The organism is Streptomyces sp. NPDC058697 (genome assembly GCF_042715345.1).
Taxonomy (GTDB): Bacteria; Actinomycetota; Actinomycetes; order Streptomycetales; family Streptomycetaceae; genus Streptomyces; species Streptomyces liliifuscus.
In genome coordinates this window covers 264623-283571 of the sequence record NZ_JBHXSU010000008.1, presented here as the reverse complement: position 1 = coordinate 283571, position 18949 = coordinate 264623, and the positions used below count along the sequence as shown (strand labels likewise).

Below are 18949 nucleotides of genomic sequence, written 5' to 3'. Positions count from 1 at the left end.
CTCAGGCGCCGCAGGAGCGCAGGAACTGGCGGGTGCGCACCGCGATGGGCAGGGGCTTGTCCGGCGGACAGGGGTACATGTCCTGCTCGACGATGGCGAACAGGTCGACACCGAGGCGCTGCGCCGCGTCCAGCACCGGCTCCAGGGCGGGCACGCCGGTGGGCGGCTCGCACATCACACCGCGCTGGACTGCGGGGCCGAACGGGACCTCGTTCTTGACCACGTCCGCGAGGATCTCCGGGTCGACCTGCTTGAGGTGCAGATAGCCGATGCGCTCGCCGTACGTCTCGATCAGCTTGACGTTGTCGCCGCCGCAGTAGGCGTAGTGCCCGGTGTCCAGGCAGAGACTGACCAGGCCGGAGTCCGTCGAGTCGAGGAAGCGCTCGACGTGCTCCTCGGTGTCGATGTGCGTGTCGGCGTGCGGGTGCACCACGATGTCGAGGCCGAAGCGCTCCTTCACCTCGTGGCCGAGGCGCTCCATGCCCTTGGCCAGGTACGACCATTGACGGACCGTCAGCTCCGACGGCTCGATCAGCTCGGCGGTCTTGTCGTCCCGCCAGAAGGACGGAATGACCACCAGGTGCTCGGCGCCCATCGCCCGGGTCAGCTCGGCGACCTGGCTCACGTGCTCCCAGGTGGCGTCCCAGACGTCGGGGCCGCGGTGCAGCGCGGTGAAGACCGTGCCGGCCGACCTTGAGATCCCGCTTGTCCACCTCGTCGGTGAGCTTGGCCGGGTCGGTCGGCAGATAGCCGTACGGGCCGAGCTCGATCCAGGAGTAACCGGCCTCGGAGACCTCGTCCAGGAAGCGTTCCCAGGGCACCTGTTCGGGGTCGTCGGGGAACCAGACGCCCCACGAGTCCGGCGCGGAGCCGACGCGGATGCGGTCGAGCGCGTTGGCCATCAGGAGGCCTTTCCTTCCGAGGAGGCAGTGGCGGTGGGTGCCTTGAGGTCTGCCGCTTCGGGGAGTTCCTCGACGTCGACGCCGCGGACCTGGGCCAGTTCGTGTTTGAGTGCGGCGAGTTCGGCGCCGCCTGCCATGTGGTTGGTGAGTTCTTCGAGGCTGACGTCGGCGCGGGCGGCGGAGAGTTCCATGGTGCCCAGGCGCAGGACGCTGAAGTGGTCGCCGACCATGTAGGCGTGGTGGGGGTTGTGGGTGATGAAGATGACGCCCAGGCCGCGGTCCCGGGCGGCGGCAATGTATTTGAGGACCACGCCGGACTGTTTGACGCCGAGGGCTGCGGTGGGTTCGTCCAGGATGAGGACGCGGGCGCCGAAGTAGACGGCGCGGGCGATGGCCACCGACTGGCGCTGGCCGCCGGAGAGGGTACCGATGGGCTGGTCGAGGTCGTCCAGGATGATGCCCATGTTGCGCAGTTCCTGGTCGGCGGTTGCCTTCATCTTTGCGATGTCGAGGCGCCGGATGGGCCAGGGGCCTTTGGTCATCTCGGAGCCGAGGAAGAAGTTCCGCCATACCGGCATGAGGGGGACGGTGGCGAGGTCCTGGTAGACGGTGGCGATGCCCTTGTCCAACGCCTCGCGCGGGTTGTTCAGCTGTACCGGGTGGCCGTCGATGAGGAACTGGCCCTCGGTGTGCTGGTGCAGGCCGGAGATGATTTTGATCAGGGTGGACTTGCCGGCGCCGTTGTCGCCCAGGACGCAGGTGACCTGGCTGGGGTGGACGGCCAGGTCGACGCTGTGCAGGGCACGGACGTTGCCGTACGCCTTGCCCGCGCCGCGCAGTTCGACGATCGGCTCCGTCGCGTCCGCGGGCTTGTCCTTGACCGCTGCTGCGCCGTTGGGGGAGGTGTTGTTGGTGGTCATGGCTTTACCTCCGGGTGGCCTGGCGGCGGACCCACAGATTGACGAGGGCGGCGAGCAGGAGCATGACGCCGAGGAAGGCCTTGAACCAGTCGGGGTTCCAGTTGGCGTAGACGATGCCCTGGGAGACCATGCCGAAGATGAAGGCGCCGATGACCGGGCCGATGGCGGAGCCGTAGCCGCCGGTGAGCAGGCAGCCGCCGATGACCGCGGCGATGATGTACAGGAACTCGTTGCCGACACCCTCGCCGGACTGGACGGTGTTGAACGAGAACAGGATGTGCATCCCGACGAACCAGGCACCCGCGCCGACGCCCATGAACAGGGCGATCTTGGTGAAGGTGACCGGCACACCGACCGCGCGGGCGGATTCCTTGTTGCCGCCGGTGGCGAAGATCCAGTTGCCGAACTTGGTGCGTAGCAGCAGCCAGGTCGCGGCCGCCGCGAACACGAACCAATAGAACACCGTGATCTTCACATCGACGCCGCCGATGCTGATCTCGGACGCGAAGACCTTCTTGGCCTGGTCGAAGCCGTCCATGTCACTGATCGAGTCGGTCGCCACGTTCCCGGTGAAGATCTTCGTGATGGCGAGGTTGGCGCCCTGGAGGATCAGGAACGACCCCAGCGTGATCAGGAAGCTGGGAAGGCCGGTGCGTACGAGCATGTAGCCGTTGAACGCGCCGATCGCCAGGGACACCAGCAACGCGACGATGACACCGGTCCACACGTTCATGGAGAGCTGGAAGCTCCACATGCTCGCGGTGAGGGCGGAGGTGGTGACCGCGACACCGGCGGAGAGGTCGAACTCGCCGCCGATCATCAACAGGGCCACCGGCAGGGCCATGATGCCCATCACCGACGACTCGTAGAGCACGTTGGCCAGCGAACCGGCCTCGCGGAACGGCGAGGCCACCGCGAAGAAGAAGATGTAGACGGCGATCGCCGCGATGAGCGCGCCGATCTCGGGGCGGGCCGCCAGCCTGCGGGTCAGGGACCGTTCCGAGGTCCGGCCGTCCTTGGGGGCGGCCGGCGGAGCCGGCGACGAGGAACCCGTCGCCGGTGCCGTTGCCTGGGACATGGAAATCACCGAGTGCCCTTCGCGGCGAACTTCGCGATGGCTTCGACGTTGGACTTGTCGACGAACGCCGGGCCGGTGAGGACCGCTTCCTGGCCGCCACCGCTGAAGTTGCCGTTGGTCTTGTAGAGCCACAGCGAGTCCACGGACAAGTAGCCCTGCAGATACGGCTGCTGGTCGACCGCGAACTCGACGTCGCCGTCCTCGATGGCGCTGACCATCTCCTTGTTCAGGTCGAAGGTCGCGACCTTCGCCTTGCTGCCCGCGTCGTCCACGGACTGCACGGCGGTCAGTGCGAACGGGGCACCCAGGGTGACCACGTAGTCGATCGACGAGTCCTGCTTGAGCTTCGCGGTGATCGTCGACTTCACGGCCGGCATGTTCGTGCCGTTCACGTACAGGTTCGTGGTCTTGCCCTTGAAGGTCTTCTTCACACCCGCGCAGCGCGCCTCAAGAGCGACGTGACCCTGCTCCTGGATGACGCAGATGTTGTTCTTCGCGCCGAGTTCGTTGAGCTTCTCGCCGAAGGCCTCACCGGCGACGGACTCGTCCTGGCCGAAGTACTCCAGCAGGCCCTGCTCCTTCCAGTCGTCGATGCCTCCGTTGAGGCCGACGACCGGGATGCCCGCCGCCTTGGCCTTGGCGACCGCGGACTTCATGGCGTCCGGCTTGGCCAGCGTGACCGCGATGCCGTCGACCTTCTGGTCGATCGCGTTCTGGACCAGGTTGGCCTGCTTGGCCGAGTCCGGGTTGCTGGAGTACACCAACTCGACGTTGTCCTTGGCGGCGGCGGTCTCCGCTCCCTTGCGGATGAGGTCCCAGAAGGTGTCGCCGGGGGCCGCGTGAGTGATCATCGCGACCTTCATGCGGGGGGTGTCGGCCTTGCCGGCAGACGCGTTGCCCGTGTCCTCCTCGGCCTTCTTGCCACCGGAGTCGCTGGAGCAACCGGTGACTATCAGGGCCGCCGCGGCGGCCGCGGCAACGAAGGCGAATCTGCGGGAACGGGTGCGAAACGTGCGGTCCATCTTTCCGGCACCTCACTGTGCGACAGGGGAAAGGGAGCAGGGGCAGCGGTCCGGGCGGGTGCCCGGTCCTTCGGCCCGTACGGAAGGAGACCGCAGGGCCACGTACCGACAAACTCGGCTGTGCTGTTGGGAGGGGATGTAAGTCCCTGACGGACCCCGCTGTCAATACTTTGTTAAGACATCATTTCAGGATCACGTGAGAATGTAAGTACAAAGTCTTGACATGGCTCGGCCTCGGTCTTACACCTAGGACACACCGGTCCCCTGCATCCCGCACCCCCGGAAGCCCGCAGCCAGCACGAGGAGCGACGCGTATGACCGAGTCCTTCGACCTGATCACCATGGGTCGCATCGGGGTCGATCTCTACCCTCTGCAGACCGGAGTGCCGCTCGCGCGTGTCGAAACCTTCGGTAAATTCCTCGGTGGCTCGGCGGCCAACGTGGCGGTCGCCGCGGCCCGTCTCGGCCGTTCCACGGCGATCGTCACCCGAACCGGCGATGATCCCTTCGGAGCCTATCTGCACCAGGCTCTCAAGGAGTTCGGGGTCGACGATCGCTGGGTCACCCCCGTCGAGGCGTACCCGACGCCGGTCACGTTCTGTGAGATCTTCCCGCCCGACGACTTCCCGCTGTACTTCTACCGGCAGCCCAAGGCGCCCGACCTGGAGATCCGCACCGACGAGCTGGACTTCTTCGCCGTCCGGGCCGCGAAGATCTTCTGGATCACCGGCACAGGCCTGAGCGAGGAGCCCAGCCGCTCCGCCACGCTCGCGGCCCTCAAGGCGCGCGCCAAGGCCGGCACCACCGTCTTCGACCTCGACTGGCGCCCCATGTTCTGGAAGAACCCGGCCGAGGCCCGCCCGTACTACGCCGAAGCCCTGCGGCACGTCACCGTCGCCGTCGGCAACCTCGACGAGTGCGAGGTCGCCACGGGCGTCCGCGAGCCGCGCGCCTGCGCCGAGGCACTCCTCGAAGCGGGCGTGGAACTGGCCGTCGTCAAGCAGGGCCCCAAGGGCGTCCTCGCCGTCCACCGCGACGGCACCACCGCCGAAGTGCCGCCCGTACCCGTCGAGGTGGTCAACGGCCTCGGCGCGGGCGACGCGTTCGGCGGCTCGCTCTGCCACGGACTGCTGGCCGGCTGGGAGCTGGAGAAGACCATGCGGTACGCCAACGCGGCCGGCGCCCTGGTCGCCTCCCGCCTCGCCTGCTCCTCCGCGATGCCGACCGCCGCCGAGGTCGAGGACCTCGTCGCCTCCCGCGCCTGACGCCGCCACCCCTTGAACGGAGCCAACCCTTGAGCATCACCATCCCCGACCTCGTCAGGGTGCGCGCCCGGCACCCGGAGGCGGTGGCCGAAGCGGCCGCCCGCCGTACCCGGCGCCCTTTGGTCGGCGACAGCGGCCGCCTCATGATCGTGGCGGCCGACCACCCGGCGCGCGGCGCGCTCGGAGTGGGCGACCGCAGGCTGGCGATGGCCAACCGCGCCGACCTGCTGGAGCGTCTGTGCGTCGCCCTGTCGCGGCCGGGCGTGGACGGCGTGCTCGCCACCGCCGACATCCTGGACGACCTGCTCCTGCTCGGCGCGCTGGAGAACAAGGTCGTCATGGGCTCCATGAACCGCGGAGGCCTGGCCGGTGCCGTCTTCGAGATGGACGACCGGTTCACCGGACACCGCGCCGAGGACATAGCCCGGCTGAACTTCGACGCGGGCAAGCTGCTGCTGCGTATCGACTACGACGACCCCGGCTCGCTGACCACCCTGGAGTCGACCGCCCGCGCGATCGACGACATGGCCGCGCACCGGCTTCCCGTGTTCGTCGAGCCGTTCATCTCCCGCCGCGTCGAGGGAACGGTCCGCAACGACCTCACCGCCGAGGCCGTCACCCGCTCCATCGCCATCGCCTCCGGGCTCGGCGGCACCTCCGCCTACACCTGGCTGAAACTGCCCGTCACCAGCGACCCGGACGACATGGCCGCCGTGCTGGAGACCTCGACCCTGCCCGCCGTTCTGCTCGGCGGCGAGGTCGGCAGGGACCAGGAGGGCGCGTACGAGAGATGGCGCAAGGCGCTGCGACTGCCCACCGTCCAGGGTCTGGTCGTCGGCCGGTCCCTGCTCTATCCCGCCGAGGGCAGTGTGGAGACTGCGGTGGACACCGCGGTCGGCCTGCTCTGACCGGAAGGACTCACTTTTCATGACCAGCGCACACCACCTGCCCGCGGGCAAGGCCGCGAGCGGTCCGTACGCCGTGGACATCACCCCGGAGAGTGCCGGCTGGGACCACTCCAGCCTGCGCGTCCTCGAACTGGCGCCCGGCGGCACGCACTTGTTCACCGCAGGGGACAGCGAGTGGATCGTGACCTCGCTCAGCGGCGGCTGCGCCGTCACGGTCGGCGACGACTTCGGCCGCGACGAGTTCGAGCTGCACGGCCGCGCGAGCGTGTTCAGCGGTGCCAGCGACTTCGTATACGTGCCGCGTGACGCGACCGCGACGCTCACCTCGGCCGACGGGGGGCGCTTCGCGCTCACCGGGGCCCGCTGCTCCCGCCGCCTGCCGGCCCGCTACGGGTCCGCCGAGTCCGTGCCGGTCGAGCTGCGCGGCGCCGGCAACTGCTCCCGCATGGTCCGCAACTTCGGCGCGGCAGGGGCCTTCGAGTGCGACAAGCTCATCGCGGTCGAGGTGATCACCCCGGGCGGCAACTGGTCCTCGTACCCGCCGCACAAGCACGACGAGAACCGGCCCGGCGAGGAGTCGGAGCTGGAGGAGATCTACTACTTCGAGATCGCCGCCCACGAGGGCACGCCCGGCCTCGGCTACCAGCGGGTCTCCCCGTCCGGCCACGGCAACGGCACGGACGTGCTGGCGGAGGTGCGCGACGGCGACATCGTCCTGGTCCCGGACGGCTGGCACGGCCCCTCCATCGCGGCACCGGGCCACGACATGTACTACCTCAACGTCATGGCGGGCCCCGGCGCCGACCGGGCCTGGCTGATCTGCGACCACCCCGACCACGCCTGGATCCGCGACACCTGGCCGAGCCAGCCCGTCGACCCCCGGCTGACCCGAACCACCCAGTGAGGAACCGATGAGCCGCTCCACCCTCCGCCTGACCGTCGCCCAGGCACTGGTGCGTTTCCTGGCCGCGCAGTACACCGAACGCGACGGCGTACGGCACCGGCTGATCGCCGGGACCTGGGGGATCTTCGGCCATGGCAACGTCGCCGGGATCGGCCAGGCGCTCCTGGAGGCCGGCGAGGACACCATGCCGTTCCACCAGGGCCGCAACGAACAGGCCATGGTGCACGCCGCCGTCGGCCACGCCCGCCAGCTGAACCGGCTCTCCGCGCAGGCGGTCACCACCTCCATCGGCCCCGGCGCGACCAACCTGGTCACCGGCGCCGCCCTGGCCACGGTCAACCGCCTGCCGGTGCTGCTCCTGCCCGGCGACTACTTCGCGACGCGTGCCGCCGAGCCGCTCCTCCAGCAGCTGGAGCACCCCGTCGAGGCGGACCTGTCGGTCAACGACACCCTGCGTCCGGTCTCCCGCTACTTCGACCGGATCACCCGCCCCGAGGCGCTGATCCCCTCCGCCCTGAACGCGATGCGCGTGCTCGCCGACCCGGTCGAGACCGGCGCCGTCACCCTCGCCCTGCCGCAGGACGTCCAGGCCGAGGCGTACGACTGGCCCGAGGAGTTCTTCGCCGACCGGATCTGGCACGTACGCCGTCCGGCCCCCGAACCGGCCGAGCTCGCGGCCGCCGTGGAAGCCGTACGGGCCGCGAGGCGACCCCTGATCGTCGCGGGCGGCGGCATCCACCACAGCGAGGCCGAGCCGGCCCTCAAGGCGTTCGTGGAGGCCACCGGCATCCCGGTCGCGTCCACCCAGGCAGGCAAGGGCTCCCTGCGCTACGACCACCCGGCGGACGTCGGCGGGGTCGGCCACACCGGTACCGCCGTCGCCGACGAACTGGCCCGCACCGCCGACCTGGTCATCGGCGTCGGCACCCGCTACACGGACTTCACCACCGCCTCCGCCACGCTCTTCCAGGAGCCGGGCGTGCGGTTCGTGAACCTCAACGTGGCCGCCTTCGACGCGCACAAGCTGAGCGCGCGGACCCTGGTCGCCGACGCCCGCGCCGGTCTGGAGGCCCTTACCGAGGCGCTGTCCGGCCACCGCGTGGACGCGGCGTACGAGGCCGAGTACCGCGCCGGCAAGGAGCGCTGGGAGGAGGTCGTGGACGCCGTGTACCGGGCGGACGACGAGCACGCCGTCCCCACCCAGACCCAGGTCCTCGGCGCCCTGGACGCCGTGGTCGGCGACGACGACGTCGTCATCAACGCGGCCGGCTCGCTCCCCGGCGACCTGCACAAGCTCTGGCGTGCGCGCAGCCCGCACCAGTACCACCTGGAGTACGGCTACTCCTGCATGGGCTACGAGATCCCGGCGGGCATCGGCGTCCAGCAGGCCGCCCCCGGCACCCCCGTCTGGTCACTGGTCGGCGACGGCACGTACCTGATGATGCCCACCGAGATCGTCACCGCCGTCCAGGAGGGCCTGCCCGTCAACCTGGTGCTGATCCAGAACCACGGGTACGCGTCCATCGGCGGCCTCTCCGAGGAGACGGGCGGCGAGCGCTTCGGCACCGCCTACCGCTACCGGGCGGCCGACGGCACCTTCACCGGCGCCCCGCTGCCCGTGGACCTGGCCGCCAACGCGGCCAGCCTCGGCATGGACGTCCTGCGCGCCAAGACCGTCCGCGAACTGCGCGACGCCCTGGCCACGGCCCGCGCCTCGGACCGGCCGACGTGCGTGTACGTCGAGACCGACCCGACGCCCACCGCCCCCGCCGCCGAGGCCTGGTGGGACGTACCGGTCGCCGAGGTCGCCACCCGCGACGCCGCCTCCCGTGCCCGCGAGAGGTACGACCGGCGCGTCGTCGACCGCCGCCGCCACCTCTGACCTCCCCCCGCTCACGAAAAGGATCCGCACCATGAAGAACATGAACCACTGGATCGGGGGGAAGCCCGTCGAGGGCGCCTCCGGCCGCTTCGGCCCCGTCTACAACCCCGCCACGGGCGCCCAGGAGAAGCAGGTGCCCTTCGCCTCCGTGGACGAGGTGGACGCCGCCGTCGCCTCCGCGAAGGCCGCCTTCGAGAGCTGGGGGACCGCCTCGCTGGCCAAGCGCACGACCGTCCTCTTCAAGTACCGCGAGCTGCTCGACGCGCACCGCGACGAGATCGCCGAGCTGATCACCGCCGAGCACGGCAAGGTGCACTCGGACGCGCTCGGCGAGGTCGCCCGGGGCATGGAGATCGTCGAACTCGCCTGTTCCGTACCGCAGTTGGTGAAGGGCGAGCTGTCCACGCAGGTCTCCACGCGCGTCGACGTGGCCGCGATCCGCCAGCCGCTCGGTGTCGTCGCGGGCATCACCCCGTTCAACTTCCCGGCCATGGTGCCGATGTGGATGTTCCCGCTGGCCATCGCCTGCGGCAACACCTTCGTGCTCAAGCCGAGCGAGAAGGACCCCTCCGCCTCCTACCGGCTGGCCGAACTCGCCTCCGAGGCGGGCCTCCCCGACGGCGTGCTCAACGTCGTGCAGGGCGACAAGGTCGCCGTGGACCGCCTCCTGGAGCACCCGGACATCACGGCCGTCTCCTTCGTCGGCTCCACGCCCATCGCCAAGTACATCCAGCTCAAGGGCATCGAGCACGGCAAGCGCGTGCAGGCCCTCGGCGGCGCCAAGAACCACATGCTCGTACTGCCCGACGCCGACCTGGACTTCGCAGCCGACCAGGCCATCAACGCCGCCTACGGCTCGGCCGGCGAGCGCTGCATGGCCGTGTCCGTCGTCGTCGCCGTCGGCGACACCGGCGACGAACTGGTCGACAAGATCGCCGAGCGGGCCAAGGGCCTGAAGATCGGCCCCGGCAGCGACGCGGCCAGCGAGATGGGCCCGCTCATCACCCGCGAGCACCGCGACAAGGTCGCCTCGTACGTCACGGGCGCGGCCGCCCAGGGCGCCGAGGTCGTCGTGGACGGCACCGGCTTCACCGTCCCGGGCCACGAGGACGGCTTCTTCATCGGCGTCTCGCTCCTCGACAAGGTGCCGGTCACCGCGGACGCGTACAAGGACGAGATCTTCGGCCCGGTGCTCTGCGTGGTCCGCGCCGAGACCTACGACGAGGCCATCGCGCTGATCAACAGCTCCCGCTGGGGCAACGGCACCGCGATCTTCACCCGGGACGGCGGCGCCGCCCGCCGCTTCCAGCTGGAGGCCCAGGCCGGCATGGTCGGCGTGAACGTGCCGATCCCCGTGCCCGTGGGCTACCACTCGTTCGGCGGCTGGAAGGACTCCCTCTTCGGGGACCACCACATCTACGGCAACGACGGCATCGCCTTCTACACCCAGGGCAAGGTCATCACCACCCGCTGGCCCGACCCGGCCGACAGCGGCGGCATCAACCTCGGCTTCCCCAGCCACTCCTGACGGAAGCCGCACCCGAAGGAGGCCGTGCCCGACCCGGGTACGGCCTCACCGAAGCGGTACGTGGCAACGGCACGACCCGACCGGACGCCACGCACCGACGGACATGTGAAGGGAGAGGGCTCCGTGGCAGAGACCGAGACCGCACGTCAGGCGAACGCCGCAGCGTTCGACAGCCTGGAGGTCGCCCTGGACCGGGGCAGCCCGATCCCGCTCTACTACCAGCTCGCCCAGCAACTGGAGTCCGCGATCGAGCACGGGGCGCTCGCCCCGGGCAACCTGCTGGGCAACGAGGTCGACATCGCCGCCCGGCTCGGGCTGTCCCGGCCGACCGTCCGCCAGGCCATCCAGTCCCTGGTGGACAAGGGCCTGCTGGTGCGCCGCCGCGGCATCGGCACCCAGGTGGTGCACAGCCAGGTCAGGCGTTCGCTGGAACTGAGCAGCCTCTACGACGACCTGGCGGCCGCCGGACAGAGCCCCGCGACCCGGGTGCTGCGCAACGAGATCGAGTCGGCCTCGGCGGAGGTCGCCGCAGCCCTCGGCATCCCCGAGGGCCGGGACGTCATCGCGCTCGAACGGCTGCGCTCCACATACGGCGAACCCGTGGCCCACCTGTCCAACTACCTGCCCGCCTCGCTCCTCGGCCTGGACACCGAACGGCTTGAGGAGACCGGCCTCTACCGGATGATGCGGGCCGCCGGAATCACCCTGCACAGCGCCCACCAGACCGTGGGCGCCCGCTGCGCCACCGCCGACGAGGGGACCCTGCTCGACGAGCCGGAGGGAGCCGCGCTGCTCACCATGTGCCGCACGGCCTACGACGACACCGGGCGGGCCGTAGAGTACGGGACCCACGTCTACCGCGCCGCGCGCTACACGTTCGACTTCCAGCTGCTCGTACGGCCCTGATCGGGTGCGGCTGCCGGGGTCGGAAGGCGGCCGCGGCGGTACGTTGGGCCCGTATCGCACGGGTGCACGGAGCGTGGCGTAGCGGAACGGACCACTCCCCGGGACGGAGGGGGTCAGAGTGGCGACGAGCGAGGAGAGCGGCGTGGCGCGGCGGCGGTTCGACATGGCGGACGCCGCGGTGGTGCTGCTGGACGCGCGCATGGCGGTGGCCGGCTGGACCGGCGACGCCGAGCGGCTGTTCGGCTATCGCCGGGCCGAGGTCGTCGGCCGGGCCGCGGCCGAGCTGCTGATGCCCGAGGACGCCGAGCGCCTGCCCGACCTGACCCGCCGCTGCGGCCGCAACGGCGGCTGGACCGGGCTTCTGGCGGTGCGCCACCGCGACGGACACCCCGTCGTCACGACGGTGCGGGTCGTCCCGGCCCTGGAGGCCGAGGACGGCCCGCCGCGCTGGGTGGTCCTTGCCGCCGACTCGACCGGCGCCGCCGGGTGGGACATGAGCCGCTCGGTGCTGGAGCGGCTGGCCTCGCACTCACCCATCGGCATAGCGATCGTCGACGCGGATCTGCGGTACGTGTGGTCGAACGCGGCCCTGGAGCAGTTCGGCGGCGGACCCGCGCACCAGCGGATCGGCAAACGGCTCGCGGACATCCAGCCGGGCCTGAACGCCCGGGCCCTGGAGGCGGTGATGCGCCAGGTCCTGGAGACCGGCGAGGCCGTCGTCGGCTACGAACACGTCGGTACGGTCCGCTCGGCGCCGCACCGGGACACGGCCCACGCGATGTCGTTCACCCGGCTCGACGACGACCACGGCAACCCGATCGGCGTGTACTACACCGTCGTGGACGTCACCGAGCGCTACCGGGCCCGCCAGCGCCTCACCCTCCTGGACCAGGCCGGCAAGCGCCTCGGCCGCACCCTGGACGTCATGCAGACCGCCCAGGAGCTGGCCGACGTGGCGGTGCCGGGACTCGCCGACTTCGTCACCGTGGATCTGCTGGAGACCGTCCTCGAAGGCGGCGAGCCCGTCTCCGGGCCCCTGAGCGGGACGGACGCGATGCCGCTGCGCCGGGCCGGACACCAGTCGGTGAACGAGGGCGTCCCCGAGGCCGTGGTCGGGATCGGCGAGGTGGCCGCCTACGTGGCCGGAGCACCCCCGGTCCGCGCGCTGACCGGCGGCACGTCCTGGATCGAGGAGCGGCTCGACCCGCTGGCTCCGGAATGGGCCACGGACATCGCGGGCGACCGGGCCGCCACCTTCCTGGAGCTCGGACTGCACACCGCGATGATCGTGCCGGTGCGGGCCCGCGGCACCATGCTCGGGATCACCACGTTCTTCCGGCGCCACCGGCAGGACCCCTTCGACCAGGACGACCTGGGCCTGGCCGAGGAGGTGGTCGGCCGCGCGGCCCTGTCCCTCGACAACGCCCGCCGCTACACCCGGGAGCGCGACGCGGCCCTCGTACTGCAGCGCCATCTGCTGCCGCACCGGCTCCCCGAGCAGGACGCGATGGAGGTCGCCGCCTGCTACCGCCCGGCCGACGAGCTGACGGGACTCGGCGGCGACTGGTTCGACGTCATCCCGCTGTCGGGCGCGCGGGTCGCCCTGGTGGTCGGTGACGTCGTCGGCCACGGCATCGAGGCCGCCGCGGCCATGGGCCGGCTGAGAGCCGCCGTACAGACCCTCGCCGACCTGGACCTGCCGCCCGAGGAGGTGCTCGCCCACCTCGACGACCTGGTCGACCGGGCCGGATACGAGGACGACGCCGGGGCGGCCCCGCGCGGCGACGGCGTACGGGCCAAGGGCGCCAGCTGTCTGTACGCGGTGTACGACCCGGTCGGCGGCCGGTGCTCCATGGCCGCCGCGGGCCATGGTCTGCCCGCGATCGTCGCCCCGGACGGCACGGTCGACTTCCCCGAGCTGCCGCCCGGACCCGCGCTCGGGGTGAGCGGCCCGCCCTTCGAGTCGGTCGAACTGCCGCTCGCGGAAGGCAGTGTGCTCGCCCTGTGCACCGACGGCCTGCTCGCCGCAGAGGGGCCCGCACCGCAGCGGGACGCCGCCGCCGACCGGGAGCGGCTGCGCCGGGTGCTCGAACGACGGGCGCCCAGCCTCGACGACCGCTGCCAGGCCGTCGTGGAGGCGCTGGTCCCGGCCCGCCCGCCGGACGACGTGGTGCTGCTGATGGCCCGCGCCCGCCGACTGGACGCGGAACGGACGGTGTCCTGGGAGCTGCCCAGCGACCCGGCGGCCGTCGCCGACGTGCGCAAGCGGACCTCACGGCAGCTGTGCGAATGGGGCCTGGACGAGCTGACCTTCACCACCGAACTCGTCGTCAGCGAACTCGTCACCAACGCCATCCGGCACGCCTCCGCGCCGATAAGACTGCGGCTGATCATGTCGCGGACCCTGGTCTGCGAGGTCTGGGACGCCAGTCCCACCGCCCCGCACCTGCGCCACCCGAAGACGACCGACGAGGGCGGCCGCGGACTGTTCCTGGTCTCCCAGTTCACCCAGCGCTGGGGCACCCGCTACACCCAGGACGGCAAGATCATCTGGACCGAGCAGTCGCTGACGGGCCCTGAGATCTGAGCGCGCCGTCACTCCCTCGCATCGGGGTGGTGCGACACGGCGGCGAGGCATCTCGGTGCGACACGTTTCCGGCGTGCCGTTGTGCCTAACGGTGTATTAAGTAACTTTTGTCGCATAGTGCGTCCGGAGGTCTACCCCGGACCGGCCGCCCGCGCGCCCCCGCGGTTCACCTCCTCGTGCCCGTACCCAACGAGGAGTGACGCCTCATGTCCGACACCGTGTCCCGGCGGTCCGTCCTGCGCCTGCTGAGCGGCGCGACCGCCGTCGCCCTGGCCGCGACCGCGGGGCCGCCGTCCCTCGCCCACGCGGCCGCCGCCCGGCGACAACCGGCCGCGGGCCCCCGCGTCGAAGGACTGCTCACCAAGCTCACCCTGGACGAGAAACTCTCCCTGCTGCACGGCGCCACCGACCCCAAGGCCCTCGGCCAGGCCGGCTACGTGCCCGGCGTGGAACGGCTCGGCATCCCGCCGCTGCGCCTCGCCGACGGCCCCGCCGGAGTCCGCGTCAAGCAGCACGCCACCGCCCTGCCCGCCCCCGTCCTGCTCGCCGCGGCCTTCGACCCCGGCCTCGCCCGCCGCTACGGCCAGGTCATCGGCCGCGAGGGCCGCGCCCTCGGCCAGGACGTGCTGCTCTCCCCGATGGTCAACCTCATCCGCACCCCGTACGCGGGCCGCAACTTCGAGACGTTCAGCGAGGACCCGCTGCTCTCCGCCGACCTCGTGGCCGAGGAGATCAAGGGCATCCAGAGCGAGGGCCTCATCGCGACCGTGAAGCACTACGCGATGAACAACCAGGAGAAGGACCGCGACTCCATCGACGTACGGGTCGACGAGCAGACCCTCAACGAGGTCGAGCTGCGCGCCTTCGAGGCCGCCGTCGGCGCCGGCGCCCGCGCGGTCATGGGCGCCTACAACAAGGTCAACGGCACCTACGCCTGCGAGAGCAAGGAACTCCTCACCGGCATCCTGCGCGACCGCTGGGGCTTCGAGGGCTGGGTGATGACCGACTGGCACGCGGCCCACAGCACGGTCGCCTCGCTCACCGCGGGCCTCGACATGGAGATGCCGAACGGCAAGTACTTCGGAGCGGCGCTGAAGACGGCCGTCCAGAACGGGAGCGTCTCCCAGGAGTACGTCGACCGGGCGGTACGCCGCATCCTCACCACCATGGACGACTTCGGGATGCTCGACGGCAGCGCCCCGCCCCGCCCGGCCCGCAACCCGTCGGCGGGCGCGGCGGTCGCCCTGGAGGTCGCCAAGGCGGGCGCCACCCTCCTGCGCAACAGAAACGGCACGCTGCCCCTGACCGGCGAGACCGCCCGCAGCATCGCCGTCGTCGGCCCCACCGGCTCGCTGCCCTTCGTCAGCGGCGGCGGCAGCGCCCACGTCGTCCCCGACCACGCCGACAGCCCCCTGGACGCCATCAAGTCCCGCGCGGGACAAGGCGCCCAGGTGTCCTACGCGCTCGGCGAGGACCTCTTCGGCAAGCCCCTGCCCGAGGACGCGCTCGCCGAGGGCATCGACCCGGAGGGCCAGCAGGTCGGCGCCGGGAAGACCTGGACGTACAAGGGGACGCTGACCGTCGAGGACGACGACGAGTGGACCTTCGCCGTCCACTACTCCGGCACACGGCCCAAGGTGCTCCTCGACGGAGTCGACCTCTTCCCGGTGGCGACCGGGCTCGCGGAGTACTTCGCGGGCGGACTGGTGTCGGCCGCGCCCGACGGGCTCGCGGTGCGCCGCAGGACGCTCGGTCTCACCGCCGGGGAGCACCGGGTCGAGATCACCGCGAAGGGCGGCGCCCAGGGGCAGACGTTCCGGCTGCGGCACGTCACCGGTGCGACCCGCGCCCAGGACGTCGCCGAGGCGGTGAAGGCGGCCCGGGCCGCGGAGAGCGTCGTGCTCTTCGCCTACGAGGACGCCACCGAGAACCAGGACCGCACGACCCTCGCGCTCCCCGGCCACCAGGTCGGGCTGATCGAGGCGGTGACGGCGGTGAACCCCCGTACGACCGTCGTCCTCAACACCTCGTCCTCGACGTCGATGCCGTGGCTGGAGCGCACCGCCGCCGTGCTGCAGATGTACTACCCGGGCCAGGAGGGCGCGGCCGCCACCGCCGCCGTCCTGTTCGGCGACTGCGACCCCGGCGGACGGCTCACCCAGACCTTCCCGGTGGACGACGACCACCACCCGGTCGCGGGCGACACGCGCCGCTACCCGGGCGTGAACGGCGTCGAGGAGTACTCGGAGGGCGTCCACGTCGGCCACCGCTGGTACGACGCCGAGAACGTGCGGCCGCTGTTCCCGTTCGGGCACGGACTCTCGTACACCTCCTTCGTGTACGAGGACCTGGGCGTGGAGCGGACCGGGGACGGGCTGGAGGTGGTGTTCACCGTGCGGAACACGGGACGGCGGGACGGGGTCGACATCCCGCAGGTCTATGTGGGCCCCTCGCCGGACCTCCGAATCGACCGGGCCGAAAGGGTGTTGGGCGGCTATCAGCGGCTCGCGCTGAAGGCGGGGGAGTCGCGCAGGGTCACCGTGCGCGTCGACGAGCGCACGCTCTCCTCGTGGCACGCCGAGCGGCACGGCTGGGTGCTCGGCACCGGGACGCGGACCGTCTGGGTGGGGGCCTCTGCGGGTGAACTGCGGCTCAGCGGGCGGGCACAGGTGTGAGGCCGACGGGACACAGTGCCGTCCAAGTGACCGGGTAGGCTGCCCGGCGTGCGCTCGCGGCCGAGCGCACGCCGGGCCGGGCCCGGCCCGCGGTGAACCGGGAGGAACAGGCGTTGCACGTCCAGGAGTGGCTAGAGACCGTGCCTGCGGTCAGCATCTACGCGCTGGTGGGCCTGGTCATCGGCCTGGAGAGCCTGGGCATTCCGCTGCCGGGTGAGATCATCCTCGTCTCCGCGGCGCTGCTCGCCTCCCAGCACGGTGACATCAACCCCGTCGTCCTCGGCGCCTGCGCCGTCGCCGGCGCGATCATCGGTGACTCCATCGGCTACGCCATCGGCCGCAAGGGCGGACGCCCACTGCTGGCGTGGCTCGGCGCGAAATTCCCCAGGCACTTCAGCGAGGGCCATATCGCCACCGCCGAGAAGTCCTTCGAGAAGTGGGGCATGTGGGCCGTGTTCTTCGGCCGCTTCGTCGCCCTGCTGCGGATCTTCGCGGGCCCGCTCGCGGGCGTGCTGCGCATGCCGTACTGGAAGTTCCTGACCGCCAACGTCCTCGGCGGCATCCTCTGGGCCGGCGGCACCACCGCCGTCATCTACTACGTCGGAATCGTCGCCGAGTCCTGGCTCAAGCGCTTCTCCTGGCTCGGCCTGGTCCTGGCCCTCCTCATCGGCCTCACCTCGATGCTGGTCCTCAAGCGCAAGGCGAAGAAGGTCTCGGCGGAACGAGAGTCCGACCGGGAGCCGATCCCGGCGACCGACTAGGCGACCGAGGGCCCGCGCCCTGTGACGGGGCGCAGCCCCGTTCCAGGGGCGCGGGGAACTGCGCGACCAGCCACACCCGGCCCGCAGCCCGCGACGAACATCAGCCTCCGTGTGCGGCCCGGTGCTCCCGAGCCAACCCCACGTACAACGTCCCGTTGAGGGAAATCCCCTCGCGCTCCTCAGACGTAAGCTCCCGCTTCACCTTGGCGGGCACACCGGCGACAAGCGACCCCGGCGGCACCCGCATCCCCTGCGGGACAAGCGCCTGCGCGGCAACCAGCGACCCGGCCCCGATCACCGCCCCGTTCAGGATTGTCGCCCCCATCCCGACCAGGCAGTCGTCCTCGACAGTGGCACCGTGCACCACGGCGTTGTGCCCGATCGACACCCGCTCCCCGACGGTGACGGGGAACCCGGGATCGACATGCAGCGTGCAGTTGTCCTGCACGTTGCTGTCCGCGCCGATGACAATGGGCCCGCACTCGGCCCGCAGCACCGCCCCGTACCAGACGCTCGCGCCCGGATGCAGCGTCACCTCGCCGAGCACCACGGACATCGGGGCGACGAACGCCTCCTGATCCACCTTCGGATCCTTGCCGCCCACGCCCGCGATCAGCGCCTCGTGCGTCATCGCCGTCTCCTCGTTCTCGTTGGTACCGGCACCGTAAGGGATGCGGCCACCCCACGGTGGGGCGAAGATCACAGGCGCCCGAGCTCTTGGCAGGACGTCACGCTGAGTACGGTGAGCGGGTGCCCAAGCGCAAGAACACGTTCTCATCCCGGCGGCGCCGACTCGTCCAGCGCGCCGTCCACGCGGGCTGGTCCTGGGTGCAACGGACGGGCGCGGTGACCGCCGAGCGGCCCGGACGACTCCACTTCGGGGCGATGGGAACAGGTACCAGGCTCGCCTTCCCGCAGGGCACCGTCTTCGGCGAGCCGTGGATCCATCTCGGCGACCACTGCATCATCGCCGAACAGGTCACTCTGACCGCCGGGCTGATGCCCGACCTCGACCTCGGCCCGGACCCCATCCTCCGCATCGGCGACGGTGTCGTCCTCGGCCGCGGCAGCCACGTCATCGCCGACACGACGGTCACGATCGGCAGCGACTGCTACTTCGGGCCGTACGTGTACGTGACGTCCACCAACCACTCGTACGACGACCCCCACGAGCCCATCGGCAAGCAGTGGCCGCGGATGGAGCCGGTGGAGATCGGACCGGGCTGCTGGATCGGCACGGGCGCGGTGATCCTGCCCGGCGCGCGCATCGGGCGGAACGTCGTGGTGGCGGCCGGCGCGGTCGTACGCGGAGTCGTGCCCGACCACGCGGTGGTGGCCGGGGCGCCGGCCAGGGTCGTACGCCGCTGGACGCCCAGTGAGGGCTGGCAGCCGCCGCTGCGCACGCCCGCGCCGGTGCCGATCCCCGACGGGGTCACACCGGAGCAGCTGCTCGCGCTGGCGGAGCTGGACGCGGAGAGCATCGCCGGTCTGCGGGCCGTCGAGGCCGCCCACGAGGACGTACGAGCCGAGTCCTGACGGGCCGCCGGGGACCTTTCGGGCCGCCGGGGTCCGGACCGGCGGCGGCCCTTTCGGGGGCGAGGTCCGGTGGTG

The 18949-nt window shown here is 71.1% G+C and carries 14 protein-coding genes and 1 pseudogene; 10 read left to right on the top strand and 5 right to left on the bottom strand.

The annotated features are described in order from the left end of the window. Position 1: 1 nt before the first annotated feature. From ACFWXQ_RS21710 to ACFWXQ_RS21695, 4 genes and pseudogenes are all read right to left on the bottom strand, one after another. Positions 2–902 (bottom strand): annotated as a pseudogene (locus ACFWXQ_RS21710) (sugar phosphate isomerase/epimerase family protein). Then, on the bottom strand, positions 902–1822 hold the full coding sequence (locus ACFWXQ_RS21705; RefSeq protein WP_383941269.1) for an ATP-binding cassette domain-containing protein: 921 nt from the start codon (positions 1820–1822) through the stop codon (positions 902–904). The pseudogene ACFWXQ_RS21710 and the gene ACFWXQ_RS21705 overlap by 1 nt, the downstream one beginning before the upstream one ends. A gap of 4 nt (positions 1823–1826) precedes the next feature. Beyond that, positions 1827–2900: an ABC transporter permease gene (locus ACFWXQ_RS21700; RefSeq protein ID WP_386268883.1), complete on the bottom strand. Its 1074-nt coding sequence runs from the start codon at positions 2898–2900 to the stop codon at positions 1827–1829. 5 nt (positions 2901–2905) lie between these two features. After that, positions 2906–3922, bottom strand: a complete 1017-nt coding sequence (locus ACFWXQ_RS21695) for a sugar ABC transporter substrate-binding protein (RefSeq protein ID WP_383940388.1) — start codon at positions 3920–3922, stop codon at positions 2906–2908. 314 nt (positions 3923–4236) lie between these two features. On the opposite strand from ACFWXQ_RS21695, the gene iolC reads away from it, so the two are divergent. The 9 genes from iolC to ACFWXQ_RS21650 all read left to right on the top strand — a co-directional run bounded on the left by iolC (position 4237) and on the right by ACFWXQ_RS21650 (position 17338). Then, entirely contained in the window at positions 4237–5187 is a 951-nt protein-coding gene (gene iolC, locus ACFWXQ_RS21690) for a 5-dehydro-2-deoxygluconokinase (protein WP_359840483.1), read from the top strand. 29 nt (positions 5188–5216) lie between these two features. After that, positions 5217–6095: a deoxyribose-phosphate aldolase gene (locus ACFWXQ_RS21685; protein WP_359840484.1), complete on the top strand. Its 879-nt coding sequence runs from the start codon at positions 5217–5219 to the stop codon at positions 6093–6095. Positions 6096–6114: 19 nt separating this feature from the next. Then, complete coding sequence (gene iolB / locus ACFWXQ_RS21680) at positions 6115–6999, top strand: 5-deoxy-glucuronate isomerase (protein ID WP_383940383.1); 885 nt, start codon at positions 6115–6117, stop codon at positions 6997–6999. 7 nt (positions 7000–7006) lie between these two features. Next, on the top strand, positions 7007–8881 hold the full coding sequence (gene iolD, locus ACFWXQ_RS21675) for a 3D-(3,5/4)-trihydroxycyclohexane-1,2-dione acylhydrolase (decyclizing) (RefSeq protein WP_383940381.1): 1875 nt from the start codon (positions 7007–7009) through the stop codon (positions 8879–8881). A gap of 31 nt (positions 8882–8912) precedes the next feature. After that, complete coding sequence (locus ACFWXQ_RS21670) at positions 8913–10409, top strand: CoA-acylating methylmalonate-semialdehyde dehydrogenase (protein WP_383940378.1); 1497 nt, start codon at positions 8913–8915, stop codon at positions 10407–10409. A gap of 123 nt (positions 10410–10532) precedes the next feature. Next, positions 10533–11315, top strand: a complete 783-nt coding sequence (locus ACFWXQ_RS21665) for a GntR family transcriptional regulator (RefSeq protein WP_383940375.1) — start codon at positions 10533–10535, stop codon at positions 11313–11315. 118 nt (positions 11316–11433) lie between these two features. After that, positions 11434–13902, top strand: a complete 2469-nt coding sequence (locus tag ACFWXQ_RS21660; RefSeq protein ID WP_383940373.1) for a SpoIIE family protein phosphatase — start codon at positions 11434–11436, stop codon at positions 13900–13902. Between the two features lie 206 nt (positions 13903–14108). Continuing rightward, positions 14109–16577 carry a beta-glucosidase gene (locus ACFWXQ_RS21655; protein WP_383940370.1) on the top strand — a complete coding sequence of 823 codons (2469 nt, stop codon included), beginning with the start codon at positions 14109–14111 and terminating at the stop codon, positions 16575–16577. Between the two features lie 113 nt (positions 16578–16690). Beyond that, the gene (locus ACFWXQ_RS21650; protein ID WP_383940367.1) at positions 16691–17338 is read left to right on the top strand and encodes a DedA family protein; all 648 of its coding nucleotides are present in this window, start codon (positions 16691–16693) and stop codon (positions 17336–17338) included. 100 nt (positions 17339–17438) lie between these two features. Here the strand turns inward: ACFWXQ_RS21650 and ACFWXQ_RS21645 are convergent, their stop codons facing one another. Continuing rightward, entirely contained in the window at positions 17439–17969 is a 531-nt protein-coding gene (locus tag ACFWXQ_RS21645; protein ID WP_383940364.1) for a gamma carbonic anhydrase family protein, read from the bottom strand. 119 nt (positions 17970–18088) lie between these two features. Between ACFWXQ_RS21645 and ACFWXQ_RS21640 the strand changes: the two genes are divergently transcribed. Next, the gene (locus ACFWXQ_RS21640; RefSeq protein WP_383940361.1) at positions 18089–18874 is read left to right on the top strand and encodes an acyltransferase; all 786 of its coding nucleotides are present in this window, start codon (positions 18089–18091) and stop codon (positions 18872–18874) included. Positions 18875–18949 lie beyond the last annotated feature (75 nt).